The 22,719-nt window shown below is 35.5% G+C and carries 23 protein-coding genes; 1 reads left to right on the forward strand and 22 read right to left on the reverse strand.

What is annotated here, in order from left to right:
• Positions 1-2: 2 nt before the first annotated feature.
• The 8 genes from brxF to G611_RS0112590 form a co-directional block, all read right to left on the reverse strand.
• Positions 3-431, reverse strand: a complete 429-nt coding sequence (gene brxF, locus G611_RS0112545; protein ID WP_028243927.1) for a BREX-3 system P-loop-containing protein BrxF — start codon at positions 429-431, stop codon at positions 3-5.
• Entirely contained in the window at positions 431-664 is a 234-nt protein-coding gene (locus G611_RS0112550) for a helix-turn-helix domain-containing protein (RefSeq protein ID WP_028243928.1), read from the reverse strand. The genes brxF and G611_RS0112550 overlap by 1 nt, the downstream gene beginning before the upstream one ends.
• Before the next feature lie 971 nt (positions 665-1,635).
• Entirely contained in the window at positions 1,636-1,845 is a 210-nt protein-coding gene (locus G611_RS0112565) for a hypothetical protein (protein ID WP_028243929.1), read from the reverse strand.
• A gap of 44 nt (positions 1,846-1,889) precedes the next feature.
• Positions 1,890-2,876 carry a helix-turn-helix transcriptional regulator gene (locus G611_RS0112570; protein WP_028243930.1) on the reverse strand — a complete coding sequence of 329 codons (987 nt, stop codon included), beginning with the start codon at positions 2,874-2,876 and terminating at the stop codon, positions 1,890-1,892.
• A 155-nt stretch (positions 2,877-3,031) separates the two neighbouring features.
• On the reverse strand, positions 3,032-3,259 hold the full coding sequence (locus tag G611_RS0112575) for a hypothetical protein (protein ID WP_028243931.1): 228 nt from the start codon (positions 3,257-3,259) through the stop codon (positions 3,032-3,034).
• A 2-nt stretch (positions 3,260-3,261) separates the two neighbouring features.
• Positions 3,262-4,239, reverse strand: a complete 978-nt coding sequence (locus G611_RS0112580; RefSeq protein WP_028243932.1) for a hypothetical protein — start codon at positions 4,237-4,239, stop codon at positions 3,262-3,264.
• Positions 4,239-4,373, reverse strand: coding sequence for a hypothetical protein (locus G611_RS16020; protein ID WP_278244524.1), 135 nt, complete (start codon positions 4,371-4,373; stop codon positions 4,239-4,241). Before G611_RS16020 ends, G611_RS0112580 begins: the two co-directional genes overlap by 1 nt.
• A 164-nt stretch (positions 4,374-4,537) precedes the next feature.
• Positions 4,538-5,173, reverse strand: coding sequence for a hypothetical protein (locus G611_RS0112590; protein WP_028243933.1), 636 nt, complete (start codon positions 5,171-5,173; stop codon positions 4,538-4,540).
• 247 nt (positions 5,174-5,420) lie between these two features.
• On the opposite strand from G611_RS0112590, the gene G611_RS0112595 reads away from it, so the two are divergent.
• Complete coding sequence (locus tag G611_RS0112595) at positions 5,421-6,629, forward strand: class I SAM-dependent methyltransferase (RefSeq protein WP_028243934.1); 1,209 nt, start codon at positions 5,421-5,423, stop codon at positions 6,627-6,629.
• Positions 6,630-7,033: 404 nt separating this feature from the next.
• On the opposite strand, the gene G611_RS0112600 is transcribed toward G611_RS0112595, so the two are convergent.
• The 14 genes from G611_RS0112600 to G611_RS0112680 all read right to left on the reverse strand — a co-directional run bounded on the left by G611_RS0112600 (position 7,034) and on the right by G611_RS0112680 (position 22,702).
• Positions 7,034-8,221 carry a hypothetical protein gene (locus G611_RS0112600; protein WP_028243935.1) on the reverse strand — a complete coding sequence of 396 codons (1,188 nt, stop codon included), beginning with the start codon at positions 8,219-8,221 and terminating at the stop codon, positions 7,034-7,036.
• Between the two features lie 294 nt (positions 8,222-8,515).
• Positions 8,516-8,740 (reverse strand): UPF0175 family protein, encoded by a 225-nt coding sequence (locus G611_RS0112610; RefSeq protein ID WP_028243936.1) that lies wholly within the window; start codon positions 8,738-8,740, stop codon positions 8,516-8,518.
• Positions 8,741-8,752: 12 nt separating this feature from the next.
• Positions 8,753-9,742 carry a helix-turn-helix transcriptional regulator gene (locus tag G611_RS0112615; protein WP_028243937.1) on the reverse strand — a complete coding sequence of 330 codons (990 nt, stop codon included), beginning with the start codon at positions 9,740-9,742 and terminating at the stop codon, positions 8,753-8,755.
• A 158-nt stretch (positions 9,743-9,900) separates the two neighbouring features.
• A complete protein-coding gene (locus G611_RS0112625; protein WP_028243938.1) occupies positions 9,901-10,215 on the reverse strand; it encodes a hypothetical protein in 315 nt (104 codons plus the stop codon).
• Positions 10,205-11,338 carry an SseB family protein gene (locus G611_RS0112630; protein ID WP_028243939.1) on the reverse strand — a complete coding sequence of 378 codons (1,134 nt, stop codon included), beginning with the start codon at positions 11,336-11,338 and terminating at the stop codon, positions 10,205-10,207. The genes G611_RS0112625 and G611_RS0112630 overlap by 11 nt, the downstream gene beginning before the upstream one ends.
• Entirely contained in the window at positions 11,338-12,222 is an 885-nt protein-coding gene (locus G611_RS14900) for an ADP-ribosylglycohydrolase family protein (RefSeq protein ID WP_081657047.1), read from the reverse strand. Before G611_RS14900 ends, G611_RS0112630 begins: the two co-directional genes overlap by 1 nt.
• 257 nt (positions 12,223-12,479) lie before the next feature.
• Positions 12,480-12,659 (reverse strand): hypothetical protein, encoded by a 180-nt coding sequence (locus tag G611_RS0112640; protein ID WP_028243940.1) that lies wholly within the window; start codon positions 12,657-12,659, stop codon positions 12,480-12,482.
• 298 nt (positions 12,660-12,957) lie between these two features.
• A complete protein-coding gene (gene dinD, locus G611_RS0112650; protein WP_028243942.1) occupies positions 12,958-13,818 on the reverse strand; it encodes a DNA damage-inducible protein D in 861 nt (286 codons plus the stop codon).
• A gap of 485 nt (positions 13,819-14,303) precedes the next feature.
• Positions 14,304-14,885 carry a PD-(D/E)XK nuclease family transposase gene (locus G611_RS14905; RefSeq protein WP_081657048.1) on the reverse strand — a complete coding sequence of 194 codons (582 nt, stop codon included), beginning with the start codon at positions 14,883-14,885 and terminating at the stop codon, positions 14,304-14,306.
• Between the two features lie 647 nt (positions 14,886-15,532).
• Complete coding sequence (gene metA / locus G611_RS0112660; RefSeq protein ID WP_028243943.1) at positions 15,533-16,456, reverse strand: homoserine O-acetyltransferase MetA; 924 nt, start codon at positions 16,454-16,456, stop codon at positions 15,533-15,535.
• Positions 16,457-16,523: 67 nt separating this feature from the next.
• Entirely contained in the window at positions 16,524-18,203 is a 1,680-nt protein-coding gene (locus tag G611_RS0112665) for a GGDEF domain-containing protein (RefSeq protein ID WP_028243944.1), read from the reverse strand.
• Complete coding sequence (locus tag G611_RS15510; protein WP_081657049.1) at positions 18,184-19,905, reverse strand: GGDEF domain-containing protein; 1,722 nt, start codon at positions 19,903-19,905, stop codon at positions 18,184-18,186. Before G611_RS15510 ends, G611_RS0112665 begins: the two co-directional genes overlap by 20 nt.
• Before the next feature lie 52 nt (positions 19,906-19,957).
• Complete coding sequence (gene ligA / locus G611_RS0112675) at positions 19,958-21,961, reverse strand: NAD-dependent DNA ligase LigA (RefSeq protein WP_036949229.1); 2,004 nt, start codon at positions 21,959-21,961, stop codon at positions 19,958-19,960.
• Between the two features lie 18 nt (positions 21,962-21,979).
• Entirely contained in the window at positions 21,980-22,702 is a 723-nt protein-coding gene (locus tag G611_RS0112680) for a pseudouridine synthase (RefSeq protein WP_028243947.1), read from the reverse strand.
• Positions 22,703-22,719: the final 17 nt, after the last annotated feature.

Below are 22,719 nucleotides of genomic sequence, written 5' to 3' on the forward strand. Positions count from 1 at the left end.
TCCTAAATCACAACCGTGATATCATAGTCATTTAAATCAAAGCTTTTATAATCACTATACCCTTCCTGAGCATAGATCAATTTGCCATCTTTATAAGTACCTGGCCATACGACCATAAAGCTTTTTCTCTTAGAAACATTTATAAGCGTTCTCAACACATCTAATTGATAATCCGGATTAAACATCACATCAATATCTTTGATAATTGGATTATCACCCAACTTTGAAATAATACTTGATAATATTGACTCCATCTTCATAGTTCTCATCATAGAGCTGCCGCTTTTTTGCAATTCTTTCGCAACAGGAATATTCATGGAATAGGCTTCGCTCAATTCCTCAATTTCACTCGAAGTACAAAAAATAATAGGTTTCATCAAACCGCTGATATTATCAAGTGAGAACTTATACCATTCCATTACGTTCGCCATTATTCAACTTCCCCCTTATTTGATTCACCTTTCTCGTAATGAATCAAATCGCCGAAGTCGCAATCAAGTTCCATACATATCTTCTCTAAGATACTCATGGACACAGTCTCTCCTCTGCTCATCTTTGCAAGAGTGCTACTACTAATTCCGATTCTTTCATTCTCGACAAGATCCATTTTTTTCATACCCTTGTCAATCAATAATTTCCATAATCCGTTATAAGATACAGCCATATAATTCCTCTCTTATGGGGATTACCCATATTGTTGAAGAACCTCCCGGTCCTTATAAATAGTCCTAGATTACATTATACTCTTATAACAAGACAAATCCAAATACAAATTTCGACTTTTCAAAATCTATTTTTGAATCCACAGTCAATTTTTTTATTAATTATGTTCTTATTTCCGCCTTACATAATTGCCGCTTACATAATTTTGCTAAATATCACTATATAGCTATAGCTTTTTTTAACAACGTAAATTGTATGTTCTTTGTTACTCTCATTATGGTTGTACGCAAGTCTCACATCATCATCAGGAATCAAATTCATGAAAAAATTGATAGCTTCCTCAAAATATGGTGCATTATTCAAATCTTTCCTGGTTATTCCAGTAAGTTTAGAAATAAACTAATCAAGATAGCCAAGTTCAGGCTTAACATAAGTATTAAAATGTTGAAGCTATCTCATAATTCTCATCTACAAGTACAGCACCAATCTGGATAGTCTCATTTCTTAATGGCTTTCCCTAATCCCATGAAAACTTTGGCACCTGACACATCTACTTCCAAATCAACAACTACATACTTCATTTCTCTACCTCGACTTCCTAAAACTTACCATCATCAATACAATCCCCAAAATATGGACAATTCAAACAGCACTGCCCGCAACTTCTTTTTTCGATTCTCTTCTTTTTTTGTATCCAATATATAAGTCGTTTCATAAACATCATTAACCTCCTCGGTTACCACACAACTCTTTCTCTATTTTATATTCTACTCATGACATTGTAGTTTTAACGGACAGCTCTAAGCCTTGATTTTGCTGCGTTTTTACATCAAAAAAGCAGCATCTAGTCAACTCTTTAGACCAAATGCTGCAAATCTGCATCAAAAATGTCACCTAAAAGGCTCATAATATTATTTTCTGTTGAAAAAGACGGAACTCCCCCTCTTTTTTCTTGAAACGCACTTTTGATAATTATTTCATACTGTTTTTCATGGACTCCATCATAATATCCAATAAATGTTGCTGTAGGTCTGTCAGCTTCTCAGTCTCCTGTTCATAAAATGTACCGGCCTTATCCTCAGAAATCATTCCCTTTTCTGTCATGTCATAAAACATCCAGAATTTGAAAAACCATTCTGCAGATTTTTCAATATCTTCCCTTGTGCATTTAATTTCTTCCATGGCATTTACCTCCTGAATGAAATTAGACTAACACATTTCTATGTCTAAACCGTCAACCTATTCTGAAGTTCTTTCTTATACATCTCTACTACAGCCTCTGGTCCCGTAATCGCAACATCTTTTCCAAGGCTGAATATCCATCCAAAGAATTGTAAACTAATGGCAACATCAACAGCTATCTTGCTTCTTCCGTCCTCTACTGGACGAAAACTTATATCTTTTCCGAATCTATCTATAAAAATTCCTACCTTCTCATTAGGAAACTCAATATGTACACGTCTGATTTCACCACCAAACATGGAAAAGTTCTCCAGCGCATAACTGGTCATATCAAAGTTTTTGAAATGTTCTTCGCCCTCACGCTTATCCTCTGAAATGGATAATTTCATCATCTTATCCACACGATAATGCTTTACCTTGCACGCCTTGGAATCATATGCGACAAGATAATAATTCTCATCCGCCCAAGTCAAAGCCCAAGGACTAACCTTATACTTTTCTCCATTCTTCCTAGGCTCCAGGGTTTTATCAAGTGTCCAAGAACAATACAAAAACTCTATCTGCTTATTACTTGAAATAGCATTATGAATAGAATCCACCGAGTAATAGATACTCTCATTCATAGTCTTGATTCTATCATTAACATATACCTGCCTTTTCAGCTGCTTGGCTTGATGCTCGCTGACAAATGCATTCATCTTTTTTATCAGCACATCAGACTTGCTCTTAGAAATGAACTTAGATGATTGGATTGCATCAATCAGTAGCTTCACCTCTGCCAGTTCAAATATACGGCTGCCTACATGATAATAAGTCTCCCTGCCTTCCTGCTCCTTGATGACCTCTATGCCAAGATTTTCTTCCATGCATTTGAAATCATCATAAAGGCTCTTCCGCTCTGCAGTAATATCATACTTCTGCAGTTCCTTTATAATCTGTGCCAGTGTAAGACTATGCTCATCATCGGTTTTTTCCTGCATTATTTTACATAGATAACTTAATTTTAATTTTTGATTAGACCCTTTAGACATAAAGATACCCCCTATGTATACTCAATGCTAGTATAACACAGAGGGTTATTTATTGGACGATGTTTCATGAAATTAATCTAGAATTTATATTCCCAACTTGGCTTAATTTCTTTTCTTATTCAGCTAACATCACTAAAAACTTATTTTGTAACATTCTAAGGTATTTCTACTCTAACATCCCACACCTTAAGTGCTGTTATGCGTCTATAATCTGGTGAACACTCAATTAGCCCCGCTGGTCCATATCCATATTGTGCAGCTAATTTTACTAAAGGTTTAAACCAAGCATTCTTTTTTCGATTTATTTCCTCAGTGCTTGTTTCTTCTTTTTCAAATTCAATTACCAGAGGTACTAATTTTTCCATTTCTTCTCTTAATTCCATATTTACTCCTTTTGGCAGAACTCAGGTAGTCCCTCAGCCCATTTAATAATCATTTTTACATCATCTTCTTCAGAAAAATATAAAATATAACTCTTATCGTCATCTGTCTCCCATTTATGACGTATCTTTTCAAGACCTTTTTCAGAATGATATCCATCTAAAAATACAATATATTTACAATCATATTCTATGAATACAGAATATTTTTTCTTACGAAGAATCTCCTCGACGCCTTTCATTGTAAAATATATTTCTGGAAGATTTCGTGCCCACATAAGAATTTCATCGTGCACCTCTGCATTAACCCACAACTTATCATATCCAAATACTACTCCTTCAGTTCCATGTGAATAATTTCTTAATCCATTAACCTTTGGTTCTTCAAATGGTGCGCACCCCTCTTTAAAATATATTTCAATAGGTCTCGCTGTACTCCTTCGAACGGTATATCCTTTTGCGTTAAGAGTTTCCACTATTTCTTTCATTTCATCTTCAACTGGAAAACTAGCATCATATTCTTCTAATCGTGGGAGCCCTTTAGCCCAGGCTAGAACTAGCTCTAGAGCTCTCTTATGTTCTTTATCCACATCTCCGTCACTAAATTTCTTTCTTTCTCTTTTAGGTGCCTCAAAACTAACTAATAATGTAGGCACAGCATCTGAATTTTTAAAAACTTTACGTAATCCCATAAATTCTCTAGCGTGACCATTTTTCCATCCCTCATAATCATCTGTATGCGGATATATATTGGGTGAATATGGTGGTAAATAACCATCTTGAAATTCAATCCATATTGGCCAATATTGACCATATTCTTGTCTCCTCTTAGGCTGTGCATAGCCCTCGCAAAATTGCTTATGTCCTTCACAACAACATGTTGTAATGTAACCTTTTTCATTAAGAATAACAATTGTCTCAGCTAATCCTTCATCTAAATTTAATGTAAAATCATTAATTTTAACCTTTACCTCACAGCTCATTAAATAAATCTCTCCTTGTTACCTTTTTTCTTTTCTTCATTGTCATCATCTTCCAGCAAATTCAAAGTAATTATATCATCCATCATATCTACTTCACCATTTGAATCCCAATCAATACCAAATAAACCATCCATTACTTTTCCTCCATTTTTTTATAAAAATACAAGTTATAAGCTCATATCTTCTATAGATACAAGCATATCATCTTTATTCTATAATAAAAAAATAGGTGTACTTTAAAAAGCACACCTCACAAATGTTAAGCAAATCCAAAAAGCAAATATCTCTTTTATTAATATCAATCAGATAATTTTGCTGAAATCTTCAGATTTGTTTCAAATAACCATGCCATATCATAAATATCAAAAGCTTTTGCGTATCTAATAGATAAAACTCGTTTGCTTCCGTCAACAAATTCATCATCAATTTCACCATTTTCTGTGCATGGACCATACGATAAGAGAATTTTTGAGTTTTCTTTAACGTCAAGCTTAAAACTTGCAATGCAATCATTAATTTGGTCCAAGACTTCGGCTATCTCCCATTCAGAAATATCGATAGAAATATTTTTAGTAGTTGTTTTTCCCCCATTATCTAATGTGATTTGTAATTCAGTGTCATACGCATATCCAATACCTAATACGTTAGAAATAATAGTATATACTCCAAAGGTATTTAAATAATATGGTACTTCCTCTTCATACAAATCTACATAGGAACTCAAATCATCCTCACAATCAACAGCAACAGAAAGTAATGCCACAACTTCCTCACAATCCCATTCTTTGTAATTTTCATGAATAAAAAAATATGCCGCTGGAAGATTCTCAAAATATGCGCTCTGAAAAATATCATCATTCGCAATTAAAAAATCGTGATTCTTTTTTTCTCTAAACTCTACTTTTATTTTTATATCATGTCCTTTGATTATCATTTTTGATCCTTTCTTATATGGAAATTTTTATACAAAGATTATACTCCAATTCTAGCTCTAATGACTATTATTTTATCACTTAATCAGTTATTCTATCTAGCTGCTGTAATATGAATTCTCTAACGCTTTTATTTATATGCTATGATATAATATTTGAATTAGTATATAGTATAGAACCCTTACTTTGTTAAGTCAGTTGTATTTTAGGTTTATATTCTATGTTTCAGCATATTGTAGGAGGATGACAGTGAAAAAGAAAAAAGATATTGGATTAGAATATATAAATAAATTGGGCATAAATTATGAAAGAACTATTAAGGCTATAGAAGAAAAAACGCGTAATAAATATGGTAAAGATAAAGGCCAGCAATTGATTAATAGTTTGCACGAGATTAAAAATAAATCAATTGACTATATGGAATACAATAGAATTCTCGCTTCTCAAGAGAATTTTGCTAATACATGGCAAGGATCTGTAGATGCAAATTTTGTAAGAGCTGCTTGCAATTATATTTATTCAAATAAAGATCAATTTGGGGATAATATATTGGAAGTTGGTTGTGGATTTGGATTTTTAACATGTTTTTTGTCGCAGTTGTTTCCTGATAAACAAATCACATCTATAGATATTGATAAATCATGTATTAAAGTTGCAAAGGAAAATGCAGAAAGACTGGGTTGTCAAAATGTTAGTTTTATTGTAGGCGATGTTAATACCATATCATCAACTTTTGATACTATATTTATTTCTAGAGTTGTTCATGAGGTGGCCGAATATAATGCTAAGTTTAATTTTAATGAAAATCCATTTTTAATAATGGATAATGTCTCTGAAAGATTAAACCCATTTACAGACTCGATTATAAAAAAATTATCTTACGATGGAGTGATAATTAGCATAGATAAAACGTATAGGAATCCCCTTTACCTTGCATGGCTAAAGTCATTGAGTAATTCCAACTACTTTTTAGATATAGATACTCATACAGTGATAGAAGTTCCTTTATCCGGGTTGCCTAATAACACAATATTTATGGCTGGAGTTTACAAAAGAGATATATCCACACAGGATGTTATTAATACATATTTTTCTGTATGTAGTAAGAACCTTAATTATTCATCTGAGCATCTTGAGGGGGATGAGGCTTATTTATATTTTTGGAATTCTAAACCAGAACTTATAAAGGGTGTTTCTGCAAAAACCCAAAATACAGATGGAATGACTATTACAGTTACCTTTTTACTTGCTTTTTCAGAGATAAACCATTCTTATATAGAATACTATTTTTACGATGCTGATGCCAAAATTGCAATACTTCCACAGGAGTTATTCACTAAAGAAGAAGCATTATCTCAATATAATGATGATTATAGCAATTTTTTCCAAACACCTAATAAACATCACTTTCATGATATAGTTGAACTAAGTACACTTAATCGTATGATTTTTGATTAGATAATAATAAGTAAGATGCAAAAAAGGGATAAAAAGAGCTGGTAAGATAATATACCAGTTCTTTTTGAGTAATCAAAGTTCCTCAAGAACTTTGATTATCCTTCTTATTTGACATCTCCAACATTCCATTACTAACAGACAATTTTTTTCTTTGCAAAACATTTATTCTTTAAAATACATATAGCCTCAATTCTTTCCTCAATTGAGTTTATTTCTCAAGTCCAAGACGCCTTCACCTTTTCCATGAACCGAATAGAACAAGTCTGCTTTTCCTTTATAATTTTTAGAATCCGAAGAATGTTCTTCTATATTCTCCTAATACCGGCTTTCTTTCCATAAGTTAATGGAGTCTTTGTAATCTTCTCATATTCTTTATAAATATCTGCATAGGATGCCTGACCTCCTTACGCTACTTTTCTTGCTTCCATTAGCATACTACATATTTGTGACAGAACTGTCTTGAAAGACTCCTTTGTTACCTTAAGTTCACCTGAAATACTTCTGGCATCAAAAGCCATCGGCATTGTTGGGTCCTGCTTGCATTTTTCTATCAGGCTCGACCAATCTCCAAGTCCTGCTACCTTATGAGGACATGCGCCAAGAATAATAGCAGCATATTTTTCAGAGTTATTAATTCTTCCAGCAAAATTTACCACCTTTGAATAATCTGTCTCAAAGCAGAAATCCTTCTTTTCAAAGCCGTAAAGCTTGGCAATGCCTGACATTGTGCTAATATCAAGTGATGTTGCTCCAAGCACAAGTATTCTTCCTTTTCTTTCAAGCAGCTCATGTCCACCCCAGGAATCATTTTCTTTTTCATCGGACTGTTCATTATCAACAAAATTTCGCATCTGCATCAATGCACGTTTATATTCTGCATTTTTATCTTCCAGCTCCTGTATACGAGCTTTATCTTCTGTATAGCACTTTTCTATTTCTGCCAACAGTTCATCTATGTAATCCTGCATACTATCGATAGTTTCCAGTAAAAGGCCTACGGTTATTTCTTCCTCTTGTATTGTCATGGCAGGAAGTTCCTCTGCCTCCTCTATGGCCTCTATAATAGGCTCCTCATCATAAGCAACTTCTATATCATCAAACAATCCGCCCCATGCATTTACCTCTGATTCTTCATTACAGATATCCAGCAGATATTGATGTTCATCATAGATATGCAGATGGGTCCGCTCTGAAATCTTTTTCTCGTACTTAGCCTTGAATGCACCCAGGTTGTTATTTATTACCTTGGCATTCTTAGGAAAAAAGGCCTTAATACTCTTCATAAGGTCATTCGCAACACCAAAATAGTAGCCGGTGTATGTTCCCATGCTGTTCAAAAGTGATATGAATATCGGGTTTCCTTTATAATCCACATACCCGCTATCCAGCCACAGATAAACTACATCCCCATCTGGCTGCATTTTGCTGTTGCCCTTTTTATCTATATAGAACCGGGTATTCTTCTCTTTGGTAATAAACTTTAGGATTGTATCCGCCGCCGGAACTGGCTTGCCACTAATATCAGCTATTCCCTGTAAAACATATTCAATATCCGTAATTACGATATTATTATCAACCTTCAAATCCTTCATAGAAACCTCCTTATTCTAAAACTCTCCATCTTTCACACATTCACTGAAATAAGGGCAGCCTAGGCAACACCTACTGCAACTTCTCTTTTCAATACGCTTCTTTTTCTGTATCCAAAATATCAGTCTTTTCATAAACATTATTTACCTCCTTGCCCATTTTAGTGGAGACACGTCTTTTACTGATTATAAGATTACCAAATCTATCCGCGGTTTATCGGACAGCTCAAAGCCGCTATTTTACTGCATTTTTGTTTATAATAAAAAATGCACCTAATCGAAATGATTAGATGCATTCTATTCTTCAGATTCAAATGTAAAGATACTAACACCATTTTCGCTAAGAAAATTAATAAAATCTTCCTTGCACATTTCAGCTATACTAGCACAATAGCCCATAGAAACCTTATTCTTATAAAGCATTAATGCTACTGCTTTTTTAACAAACTCATCAGCTTCTTTTTTTGACATTTTTATATCATATAAAACTTCATCTGGTATATTAACTGATATTTTGTACATGTATCATTCCTTTCAATAATTCTCCAAAAATCCCTTCGCACTCTCCTTGGCTTTATCAACCACATCACTTGGTCCCGTTATCTTCACATCACTTCCAAGGCTAAAAATCCATCCAAAGAATTGCAGACTCACTGCAACATCCACGGCTATCATGCTCCTGTCCTGTCCCGCCTTTCTGATTGTGATGTCCTTACCAAATCTATCAATGAATATCCCCACCTTTTCATTAGGGAATTCAATATGTACACGTCTGATTTCACCACCAAACATAGAAAAGTTCTCCAGCGCATAGCTGGTCATATCAAAGTTTTTGAAATGCTCCTCGCCCTCACGCTTATCTTCCGAAATGGATAATTTCATCATTTTATCCACACGATAATGCTTTACCTTACCAGCTGCTGAATCATATGCTACCAGATAATAGTTCTCATCCGCCCAAGTCAAAGCCCATGGACTAACCTTATACTTTTCTCCATTCTTCCTAGGCTCCAGGGTTTTATCAAGTGTCCAAGAACAATACAAAAACTCTATCTGCTTATTACTTGAAATAGCATTATGAATAGAATCCACCGAGTAATAAATACTCTCATTCATAGTCTTGATTCTATCATTAATATATACCTGCCTTTTCAGCTGCTTTGCCTGATGCTCGCTGACAAATGCATTCATCTTTTTTATCAGCACATCAGACTTGCTCTTAGAAATGAACTTAGATGATTGGATCGCATCAATCAGCAGCTTCACCTCTGCCAGTTCAAATGTACGGCTGCCTACATGATAATAAGTCTCCCTGCCTTCCTGCTCTTTGATAACCTCTATGCCAAGATTTTCTTCCATACATTTAAAATCATCATAAAGGCTCTTTCTTTCTGCAGTGATATCATATTTTTCTAGTTCTTTTATAATCTGGGCAAGTGTAAGACTATGTTCATCATCTGTCTTCTCCTGCATGATTTTGCATAGAATGCTAAGCTTTAATTTTTGATTAGACCCCTTAGACATAAAAACACCCTCCTGATAATACTTACACTAATTTGAGTATACCACAGGAGGGATATTTATTGGTCGAGATTAAAAAAATAACATTTAAGCTTATAAAAATTGTCAATCCACTAATTATACTAGCCACGCCGACTTTTATTGTTTAAATATTTTGCAGTCTACCCTTCAAGATACTCCTCTATATCATCCTTAACCTCAAGATACAGCCACTCGGAATCTTCATACATTCCAATACCATCTTCCTCAGCAGCTCTCTCCAAATCCCCAATCATAGTCTCCAAAAGCGGATTCAATTCTTCTGAATCAATCCTCCTGATTTGCTCAAATAAAAGCTCTGCACCAATTGCCAAAACATTAGCTGCATTACTATCATGAAGTTCCAGCGGAAATAATCCATTATCGCCATATTGTATTATCAGATCGATTAAATCTTCTTTATTCATCGATTCAAGTACTTCTCTTTTATTCATCATCTTCCACAATCCTCGATTTCATATTTTCAACTATATTCCAAACCTTCTTCTCAATAACCATTCCACTTGAAAATGGATTAATCAGAATACCTGCCACATCTTCCTCACAAGCGCAAGCCATCTTAATAGCCTCTAAGAAATGCTTCTGTAACTGTGAATGATTCTTAGCAGCATCTCCCATTTCTTCAACAGAAGTAAATACAGGAAAATAGATTTTGTCGTCCATTTTCATCAAATCAGGCACCAGCCTTATATCCTGCTGACTTGTAAATGTAGTACCAACCAAATCATCAAGATTATCTGCTTCATCTGCCATTTTTAACAGAGCTTCCTCGTCCAACTGCCCCAGTATTGTATTACAAGGAATCCATATATAGCTGTCTCTTACCAGCTCAAGAATGTCTATAAAATGTTCCTGCGTAGTTTCTCTCGCGAATACATCAATGGCATTGCACAACATCCTACCATCTGCCAAATCCTCAGCCCTCAGCTTTACGCTAGGATTCATATCACATAGTAGATGCTGATTACCATCCTCATCCGTATATACGAAGAATGCGACCTTCTCATGCAGATGATATCCAAAATCCTGATCAGGCTCGTTTAAAAGTTTGCCGATAATGACTTTATCTCCAAGGTCTTCAATGCGTACCCAAACTTGTTCTGGCTGCAAACCGTCTTTCAAGAGCACAACCTGTACATCATCTATGCATTCTTCATGTCTAAACGGATCAAGAAAATTAAATCTACGACTCTTGTCAACATTCTCATTTTCTTCATAGATTTCCAGGCTAGAAATCTTATCCTTGAATAGCTCCATATATTCATCGAAAACATCTTCACTAAACAAGCACTCACACTCTTCTACTGCATCAGCTCGAAGCTTATAGGTGATATCATTTGGTAAATCATAAAATTTAAAACCCCCTTCATCTCCTTGCAAAGCTAACGAGAGAATCTCAAATGTGAAGCCTGCCTCGTGGTCTACATAACCATAGACGAGAACACCATCAAACACTTCGTCCACATCTAAATCAGCTACAATATCCATTATGTTGTCATTGTTAAGCATTATGCTAAAGTTCTTATAAAATGGCCTAAAGCCTAAATCCTTGTAGTTCATTACTGTTCCTCCTCATTAAAATAAGCATCTCTTATCTCTTTTGGAAAATATTCTATAGGCTCAACATATATTAATGGTATTAATCTAAAATCCCTGTCAAACCTTTCCAAAATATCTAGGAACTCCTTATCTAGTCTCTTCACCGCTTCCGCCTTCATGGAATCAGGCACTCCATAAAAAGCCTCGGCGATGCTGCCGGCGATACAGGTAAGTGTGTCACAATCTCCACCTAATGAAACTGCAGTCCTGATAACATCTTCAAAGTCTTCACCTTCGAGGAAAGCTGTAATTGCCTCAGGAACAGTCTCTTGACAACTCTCCACATGATGATAAGTTGGTCGAATCTCATCACAACTTCTGCTAAGATCATAGCCAAACTCTGAAATGATATATTCCTTAATTTTGTCCTTCGTGCATCTATTTCTAGCCATAAAGATTGCACTAGCAACTGACTCTGCGCCCTTGATTCCCTCAGGATGATTATGAGTCACCTCAGCAGACCAGCGCGCCACCTCTCTGGTGCGCTCCAACGTATCAAACATCCAACCTACTGCAGAAACCCTCATGGCAGAACCATTACCATAGCTTCCGTATGGCTGAGGATTGCTAGATTTCAACCAGCCCGCGAAGCTGCCTCCATATTCTCCTTGAGCATATCTTCCGCCAAAGTCCTGCATGCAATCTACAAATGCCGCTTTCATTGTCCGTTCATCTGCATCTGTTCCTACTAACATAATGGCCTTCGCAATAGCAAGCGTCATTACGCTGTCATCAGTGTATCTAATCCATTTTCGGGGATTGAACAAAATGAAATCCTTAGTCTTATCTCCCCTATCAAACTCATATGGTGCACCAATCATATCACCTAAAATTGCTCCGTACATATATCACTCCTCCTTACTACCAGGTATTAGTCTTTTTCTGATTCTATAATAAAAAATGAGATGTACTTTATAAAGTACACCTCACAAGTGTTGAGTTTATGCAGTTTTATGCAGTTTTCAGCCATTACTGTTCCTAAAATATTTCATTATCATTATTAAAGAATACCCAGTCTCCTTCATTGATATCCTTGGCACAAAAAAAGCAGCTGACCAGAATTTGATCAACTGCCTTAGTGTGCATAATAAATTGAAAAAAACTATCTTGAGAGTTGCTTAGAAATAAGCTTTCTATCGCTATCAGCAATACCAAGATTGCTAAATGCCTGCTCTACTGAAACAGATGTTGTCTTCATCAGCATCTTTACAGCTTCAGCAAGAGCATTTATTCTTTTTGTCTCAGACTTCTTATCTGCATATTTTTCTACTGATTCACACATAATCTCACGTCCTTGATTGGCTGAATATTATCTATTTCCTTTTCTTTTTTCATCACATCTCCTCACGCTAACAATAGCATCTTAGCACAACCAAAACAATTAGCATAGAGCAGATTTTAGATAATGTTTATATGTGAAAAGAGTACATTAACACTCTTTCTCATGATTATAGCATGTTCTTTGTCTAGCGCAAGATTTTTCGCACCCCTTAACCACCGCATTCTCAGAGGTATTAGTCTAAAACCCGCGCTCCATCGTGCTCCATTTAAAAACCATACGACTAGATTATGATTCATTCTTATTCATCCAGCATAAGACGTCCTTCTTTGGCCTTTTTCTTCAATCTTGCAATTTGTTCTTTTTCTATCTGTTGAATACTCTTATCAGGAGTTGGAAGATCTTCCGGCATGGTTCCTCCAATCTTTTCGATGGCTGTACGAACCTCTTTTCCAACGGCATAATGTGTCGCTGTTGCATTATCAGCGTCCTTAATATTATCCTTTCTTAGCTTTTCTTCTGTTTGAGATATTCGGAACAAATTAGCTATAAGTTCGGTACTTCCCATATAATCCAATATTTTCTGTCCAACTTCTAGATTTTTCTTAGTGTGAATATCATCGACATCCATTCCTCCATAAAGGCCCATATAACCAGCATTCTGAAAAATAGCAAATTCTTCATTTGTTATTACGCCAGCATCATGAGCAGTTTCAGCTAATAGTTGATTCCACTGCTTAATATCACCACGAACAACTAGCCTTCTTCTATCTTCATCTAGCTCGTTAAAATGGTCTGCAACCTCCTGTCGATAAGTCTGTATTGCAAAATATGTCTGTCCTAAAGCGATTACTTCCTTTCTAGGATCACCATTCTGAACAATTAGATAACAGGCATATCGAGTTAGTTCATAATCTTTTATTGATTTTGAAGTTGCGCCTGCTTCTACGATTTTGTTGACCTCAACAAAATCGCTAAATATATCATGTCCACTATTCTCACAAGCTATCATAGCTCTATTAATAACCTTTGAAAAATTTCTCCACTCAGTATATTCCAAAGATTTAGCCAATTCCCTTGCACTCCAAAATTCGCTTCCATCTTCTCTAATATGTTTAATAGATTCGAATCTTAAATACTCTTTTTCTTTTAATTCTCCCAAAAGAACTACCTCCAAAATACTATAATTCTGAAATAATTATAGCAAACATAATCAGATAAAAACAGAACAAAGTTTCTGTTATAATTTAAATCATATTTCTTTTTGATAAAATCCATCAAAACGCATTATTTGCGTGTTAAAATTCCAAACAAAAAACTTCTGTCGAAATTTCTCAACAGAAGTCTCCATAACTAAATTGTGCCGTCAGTGCCGGCACAATTCAATCTTTATTTCTCTGATATCTTATTCCACTCATAAGGGGTGTTCTGATATACGTAATAACAGATGCATTGAATTTTTCTCAGCCATTGCCAACAGCGGGTTTGGAGATGCTACTCATAATATCGCGCTCCATTGTGCGCCATTTAGAAGCAGATGGAGCCATTGATTATGATCAAAACACCATTTCATAACCAATAAATAACATGAAAAAGCAGCAGACATATGTCCACTGCTTTAATGTGCTTTGTAGCTATAATTAAGTTTTACTTCTGGAGCTGTTTTGCTATGATTGCACGTTCTTTACCTTTAATTTCTAGAGCATTTAGTGCATCCTCTAAAGAACACTTCATGTTCTTCATCATTAGTTTGATATTATTTATTGTTGTCTGTTCAGCTCTTTCATCAGCAACCTTATCAGCTAACTTTGTAAATGATTCACACATAGCATCACGTCCTTCCTCTGTTTCTCTGAAATGTCTGACCCCATCAGCAAGTGGCTTAAAATAAATATTGTCTGCCTTCTTGCAATTAAAATCATGGGCCAACTTACCGAAATCATCTTCACCCCTATACTTACCATTAACGTAAATAATATGAGCGCCATCATCAAACTCCTTACCAGTTTCTCTGATAATCTTATCTACATGATATATCAGCTTGTTTTCCTTAAATTTGTCGTGTTGACAAATGAAAATAACATAAGTGTCTTTCAGATCTTTAAAGTCTTGATTCTTCTTTAAAAGCCTTGAATCCATCATACTCTGATGAAATCTTGGTCGTCTGATATGTGAGCCTTTAGTATTACGCTGAACCTCTACATCAAATTCTACACCATCACCATCTATAGCATCAAAATCACGGCTTAGAAATCAAAAATGCTGGTTGGTAATGCTGCTGCCCCAACGTTGTAGGCATCTCACCTACGTGGCATACAGATCATGCGACCTTCGGGTGCTTCCGTTTGTGGCAGTTGATTTCGGTGCCAGTACACCGCTGTACCGCTCATTGATACAGATACCCCATATGGGAAAGGAATTACTTCCTCTGGCAACTTAATTTAAACATCTTTTGACTAATAATTCAATAGTGCTAACCTCATTTTTCTTTCTAGCACTGCTCATTTCTCTTCTCCCGAATGGGCTTTGTGGCTTTGGGATTTGTGATGTTACGGCAATATGCTATGAATAGTTACTTCTTACCGTAATTTTTCGCTGGGATTGGACTGATTTTCTATTACTTATTTTAGTTTACTTTTGTTTATTAAAGTATATTTCACCATATTTCAAATATGTTGCCAAGTTACGCCACACTACCTGAAGACATTACATCACAAATTCATATTTTTACTATTTTCACGTAATAAGCCATATCTCCTAAGTAATCTCCTACTATCTTTTACCACTGTATCCCACCATTCTAATTTCACAGGGGTAATTCTCCACTTCAGGGCAGTACTGGACGCATTTTCTTCTCTAGCACTGCCTGACCCCACCTATTTCTCGCTAATCTTATTCCACTCATAAGGGGTGTTCTGATATACGTAATAATTGAGCCAGTTAGAATACATAATATTCCCATGACTTCTCCACTGAAGCAGCGGCTTTTCCTCCGGATCATCATTTGGATAATAATTCTCTGGGAGGGCGATGTCTAAGCCCTTGTCACGGTCGCGCTTGTATTCGCTATCAAGAGTGAAACGGTCGTACTCTGGGTGGCCCATAACGAAGATATTGCTACCATCCTTTGACATGCAAAGGAATACGCCAGCCTCTTCTCCCTTAGCGCAGACAACTAAGTCTTCGCAGGCTTCTATGTCCTCGGTGCGCACGCCTGTGTGACGGCTATGAGGTGCATAGAAAATATCGTCAAATCCACGCACAAGAGGAATCTTGCGATTCTGTACTCTGTGTGGAAATACTCCAAATTTCTTTTCATCTAAGTCATATTTAGGAATACCGTAGCGGTAATATAAACCAGCCTGACAACCCCAGCACAAATGTAGTGTTGATGTAACGTGTGTCTTGGTCCAGTCAAATACCTTACACAATTCATCCCAATAATCTACTTCTTCAAAAGGCATCTGTTCTACAGGTGCGCCAGTGATAATTAATCCATCGAAGTATCTGTCATAAACATCCTCGATGTGCTCATAAAAAGTATCAAGATGTGTCTTGCTGGTATTCTTGCTTTCATGGCTTCCAACTGTTAAAAAGGTAACATCCACCTGCAGTGGAGTATTTGAAAGAGAGCGAAGTAGCTGAAGCTCTGTATCCTCTTTCAGTGGCATTAGGTTTAGTATTCCTATACTAATAGGTCGGATATCCTGATGAGTTGACCTATTTTCGTCCATAACGAAAATATTTTCATTTTCAAGTATGGCCTTAGCAGGTAAGTCATTTTGTGTTCTAATTGGCATACTTATTATTCTCCTTTTTTCTCACAACTCTATATCTTCTACATAACTTTTCTTATAATATCACAACCTACCTTCTAGCGCTATGGCTTAATTCTTTATTCTTATACATACGTTCATCCGCAAGTTGATAAATCAAATTAGGATTGCAGCCATCAACCTCATAGCTGAAAGCATAACCAATAGCAGCAGATCTATCGATAGCTGGATCCTGTAAATTCAACTGTTCAAGCTCATAGTTAAGCTTACTTATCAGTTCTTTTACCTTATCTTCAGTAATATTAATTAAAATCACCACGAATTCATCGCCACCTATTCTGGCAATAAAACCGATTTTTCCAAAACAAACGTCTATGGCCTGACTAAACTCTTTAATATATTTATCCCCAACCAGATGTCCTTCACTATCATTTATGGCTTTTAATCCATTTAAATCAATACTAATAATGCAGTAATCATCCTCTATATTTTCGAGGCTCTGAATATATTTCTCGTACTTAAATCTGTTTGCAATTCCTGTTAGTTCATCCATATAAGCCATGTTTACCAGTGTCTCATATTCATTTTTTCGAGCAATAGATTCAGAAATGAAATTATTGTAATTAACCAACGTTGCAAAAACCATGCACATAGCTCCAAGTGGAACTATCTTTTTTGAAAGCATTATCTGTCTTGAGATTCCGGTTACCTCTAAATAATAGAAAAAGACATTAAATATAAAGGATGCTGCAAATATGATTTGTCCTATTACTTGTATCTTTTGAGCAGGTGGAACCTTATTTAATGGAATATCCTTAATGATAATCATGAATGCCATAAACAAAATAAGCACCAACGCATCTATTTGATATAAAGGTAGGAAGCGATTAATATGCACCTTTCCAAGGAAATGCAAAGCAATCAACGAAAACGGTAGTATGGTTCCTAAAAAAACGAATACTAAAAAGCGCTTCGTTTTCAAATAATTTCGCATAGAGCCCATAACCATATACATTAATGGGACTACTAAATATAAAGAAATATATTCTATTTCTGTTTGATGAGTGCCCGTTTCAATAAATAAATCTAGCAGCTTAAATTGTGTAAGAAACCAAATGCCTAGTACTATGTACAACATAGCAGAATACATCTGCATATTAATTTCTGGCATATTACTTCTAAAGCAAATAGCCACTGCAAAAAATATTACACCAAAAATAATTAAAAATGCAGACAGCAAAAATATAAATGTATGATTGTAAATTCCATACATAAGTACATCTGTATATCCGCCTACAACAGGTGCATCAAAATAATTATATGCCCCGTTTTCGCCAACCATTATTGCTATTCTAAGAGTGATTGGCCCATAGGATTTTGGTAAATCAACAAAGTTGTTATTGCAACCTATAAATGCGCCATTTCTAAATTCTTCAACATATCCCCTGGCGATTTCCTTTTCCCATTCATATACAATCCAACCACTGAATCTGGATTCAAACATTACTGTAGGCGCGACATAATCCTTAAGGTCAATTCCATCTTTAACAAACATAATTATATCGCCCTTATGAGTTCCTTCTCCGAGAATTGAGCGGAAATCTGACAGCTTTACATCACTATAAAGCTCGTTGTTATAATAAATGCGCCAACCATCATCTAGTACCAATACATTTGAATAATTTACAGGTTTAAGGAAGAAATGTCCAAGCATGAGAAATAATGTAAAGATAATGAAGGCAATCGCAAGGCTAATTACTTTTCTCTTCATAATGCGCCTCCTTCATTTCATACATACGATTATCCGCTAAATAAAATACATCCTGATATCTTCCAGTATTAACTTCACTGCTAAAAGCAAAGCCTATAGATGCAGATAATTGTATCTTTTCATCATTAGCATTAAATAATTCAATTTCTTTTAACAGCATGTTAATGCATCTATTGCAATTATAAGCAGAAGTATTTTTTCGCACTATGACAAATTCATCTCCACCAGTTCTAGCTATAATATCAGCGTCCTCAAAATTATACGTAAGCAATCTTGCAAACACCCTTATCATTCTGTCGCCTTCTAAATGGCCTAAATTATCGTTTACTTCCTTGAGTCCATCCAAATCAATGCTGACGATTACATAATTGCCCTTTAGCATTGAATAAAACTGATTAAGCGCTGTTCTGTTTCGTAAACCTGTTAAAGAATCGGTGTATGCCATATCTTCCAAGCGAGCTTTAACATAATTTACACTCATGTGATTAATGGAACTCAAGAAATAGAAAACAAAATGGCAAGTCATAAAAATGAGCATTCCTAATTCCAAAAAATCAATAGATAACAATAATTTGGGTTCTACCACACTCTGATTTACAGTCAGGCAATATACCAAAACTAATTCAAGCAATCCAGAAACCAACATTATAATAATGCCTAAAACAATATAATAATCTGAATCATCTCCAATGATTGATTCAAAATCTCTTCGTTCTTTTCGTTGTTTTATTGCATCGGTTATTAATGCTGGAAGAAGGATACAAATCTCAATAGTTCCTATAAATCCAACAAAAAACAAAAATCTATTTATATATATTACCTTTGCGAAATGAAGTGATAATATAATTATCGGAATTGCGATATTTATTAAAATGAAAAAGCGTTGACGAGTATTTGCAACACTTGGACGAATTGAATAAAGAAGCACACTAAATGCTAATGGAATAAAATAAAAAGATAAATATTCCATCATAGAAAAAAGCAATTCATGAGCGCCTAGAAAGCAAAGAACGTTGTTACGGGCCAGTATAAAACAACCCAGTATCATAGAAAAATCTGCGCCAATATAAATCTGTAAAGCAGGCCTTTTTGTTAACATCAAATAAATCCATAGCGAGAAGAAAACGCATGCATATACAATCAAAAAAGAACCAATAAAAATAGAAACTCTGTTGTGACTAAAAAAAGATTTCATTAAGTCACCTTTTTGTCCTATATATACTGGGAAGAAATGATAAACAGATCTATCATCACCTATCGTATATTCAATAGTTATTTCATGCATTCCTGGAGTGGTATCCAAAGTAATCATATTGTATCTCTTTGGAATAAAGCTACCAGATGCCAAAAAATCATGACCATATGTGTCTATGACTTTTCCGTCTAAAGACACATCGACAGCCATTAAATTACTAAGAAACATGAGTGTTGTTGCATTTGTTATCACCGTAACATAATTAGTTGCAACAATGCGCTCACCTCTTCTGCTATTGCCAATAGGATATTCTGTCAGGACCACGTTATCTATGGTTTGATTTCCACGACGAATAAACCAGCCACTGTCTATGTTTGTGATTGCAGTGGCTGATGATGTATTAAGCCAACTTCCCCCAAATACTGCGATAAAAACTATGATAAACGAAAATAGTATTGGTAGAATAATAATTTTTTTCGTCTTAACATATCCTACTGATTCCATCATAAGCACATTATAACTGTGATATGTGTTATTTTTAGGGACAAATCGTTATAATTTAGCTATTTATTAAAGATAATAAGCCCTCTTCGTCTAAAACTGTAACGCCAAGAGAATTTGCCTTATCTAATTTGCTTCCAGCAGCCTCTCCTGCTACAAGATAACTTGTCTTTTTTGAAACAGAGCCAGCACATTTACCGCCATTAAGCTCAATTAATTCCTGAGCCTCTTTTCGACCCATTGTAGGAAGAGTTCCTGTAATTACAAATGTAAGTCCAGCAAGCTTCTCTGTAGCCCCTTCCTTCTCTTCCTCAACCATGTTTACTCCGGCTGATTTGAGCCTGTTTATGATATCGATATTAACAGGATTATGCAGGTATTCATAAATAGATTTAGCGCTTATTTCGCCTATATCATTAACCTGTGTAAGCTCATCTACAGTAAGCTCCATAATCTTTTCAATATCCTTAAACTGGGATAATAAAGTCTTGGCTGCTGCCTTACCAACGTTTGGAATTCCAAAGCCTGTAAACAGTCTGTATGCATCATTAGCCTTAGATGCCTCTATCACACCTAAAAGCTTATCTGTATTCTTTTCTTTTCCGATAATACCCTTTTCGACCAGCTCATCACGATAGTTAACTAAGTAGAAAACATCAGCTATATCCTTTATATATCCTTGCTGTACCAAATCCTCTACATAAACATCTCCAAAGCCTTTTATGTCCATTGCATCCCTAGATACGAAATTAATGATGTGTCTTACAAGCTGAGCAGGACAGCTAGGATTTGTACACTTCATATCAGCTGTATCAGCATCTCTAGATACAACACCACCGCATACAGGACAAACATTTGGAATCTTATAGGTGCAAACTCCAGCAGGTCTCTTAGAATGAACAACCTCTTTTACCTTTGGAATAATCTCACCAGATTTATAAACAACGATTGTATCTCCAATTCCTATGTCTAAATCATCGATAAAATCCTGGTTATGCAAAGTAGCGCGGCTAACTGTAGTACCGCATAAGCGAATTGGTTCAAAAATTGCTGTAGGATTAACTCTACCGGTTCTACCAACAGATAATTCCACATCAAGAAGCTTAGTTTCCTTTTCCTCCGGTGGATACTTGTAAGCAATATGTCCATTTGTATATTTAGCGCTGGTAGAAAAATCGTTTCTGTAGGCTACCTGATCGATTTTAACTACTGCACCATCAATATCGAATGGGAATGTTCCTCTAAGCTCTCCTATTTCATCTATAACCGCAAGAATCTCTTCAGCTGTATTACACTTTCTATGGAATACTGTAGGTACTCCTGCAGCTGTTAGCATATCCATTCCATCGCAATGGCTAACAGTAAGCTCCTCTGGACCCTGCTGTACGTTGAAAACAAACATCTTAAGACCACGTTCCTTTGTGATGTTTGCATCTAACTGTCTTAATGTACCAGCGGCAAGATTTCTAGGATTAGCTGCAAGCTTTGCTCCCTTTAATTCCTGCTCGCTATTAAATCTGTCAAAATCCTCATGGGACATATAAACTTCACCGCGAAGCTGAAGTGATTCATAAGGTAAATCAAGATACTGGTTAACATCAGGAATAACTAGAGCATTTGCAGTAACATCTTCACCTATAAGACCGTCTCCTCTAGTTTCTGCAAGAGTTAATTTTAATTTTCCCATTGAATCCTTTTCATAGCGAAGAGTCATACTTAGCCCATCGATTTTGGCCTCAACTGAAAAATTAGCATCTGAATGCACTGCCTTTACTTTATCTACCCATGCTACGACATCTGCCTTATCAAACACATCCTCAATTGATAGCATAGGTACATCGTGGGTTACCTTAACACCAGCCTCACGCATAGCAACTCCACCAATTTTCTGTGATGGAGAATCTGGTGTAACCCACTCAGGGTGTTCCTTTTCAGCCTCTTTTAGCTTAATCATAAGCTGATCATATTCATAATCAGATATTTCTGGCTCGTTTTGATTATAGTAACGATCCATATGGTAATCGATAGTATCGATTAATTCCTTATATTCTTTTAATTCCATTATTCTTCCTCTTGATTATTAGTTTTTAGAGCCTTCTAGCATTTTATTTAAAGTGGCGATTTCTTCTTCTGTAACATCTCTGTATGTGTCCACCTTCAAATCACCTAATTCAATATTCATAATTCTTACTCGCTTAAGAGTCTTAACCTTGTAGCCTAGCATCTGACACATTCTTCGAATTTGTCTGTTTAAGCCTTGGGTTAAAATGATATTAAACTCATATTTAGAGAGCTTTTTTACCTTGCACTTTCTTGTAGTTACCTCAAGCTCGTCTAGATAAACTCCGTCAGACATTTTTTTTATAAAATCTCCGTCAATTTCTTTATCAACAGATACAATATATTCTTTTTCATGAGCATTTACAGCTCGCATAATTTTATTTACTAAGTCTCCTTGATTAGTAAGAAGAATCAAACCGTTACTATCCTTATCAAGACGTCCTACAGGATATATTCTTTCGGGATATCCAATATGGTCTACAATATTATTCTTCTCTTTCTTTTCCGCCGTACAAACTATGCCTACTGGTTTATTGTAGGCTATAAGCACCGGCTTTTTATTAGCATTTGAAACAGCTTTTCCATCAAATAAGACTTCATCAGAAGATGAAATTCTTTGTCCCATAAGTGCTGGCTTTTTGTTTACAAGCACTCTTCCTTCTTCGATTGCTTTATCAGCTGCTCGTCTGCTACAAACTCCAGCATCACTTAAAAACTTGTTAAGTCTAATGTTTTCTTCCAAACAAATCCTCCAAAAAT

This window comes from Pseudobutyrivibrio ruminis AD2017 (genome assembly GCF_000424305.1).
Classification (GTDB): Bacteria; Bacillota; Clostridia; order Lachnospirales; family Lachnospiraceae; genus Pseudobutyrivibrio; species Pseudobutyrivibrio ruminis_B.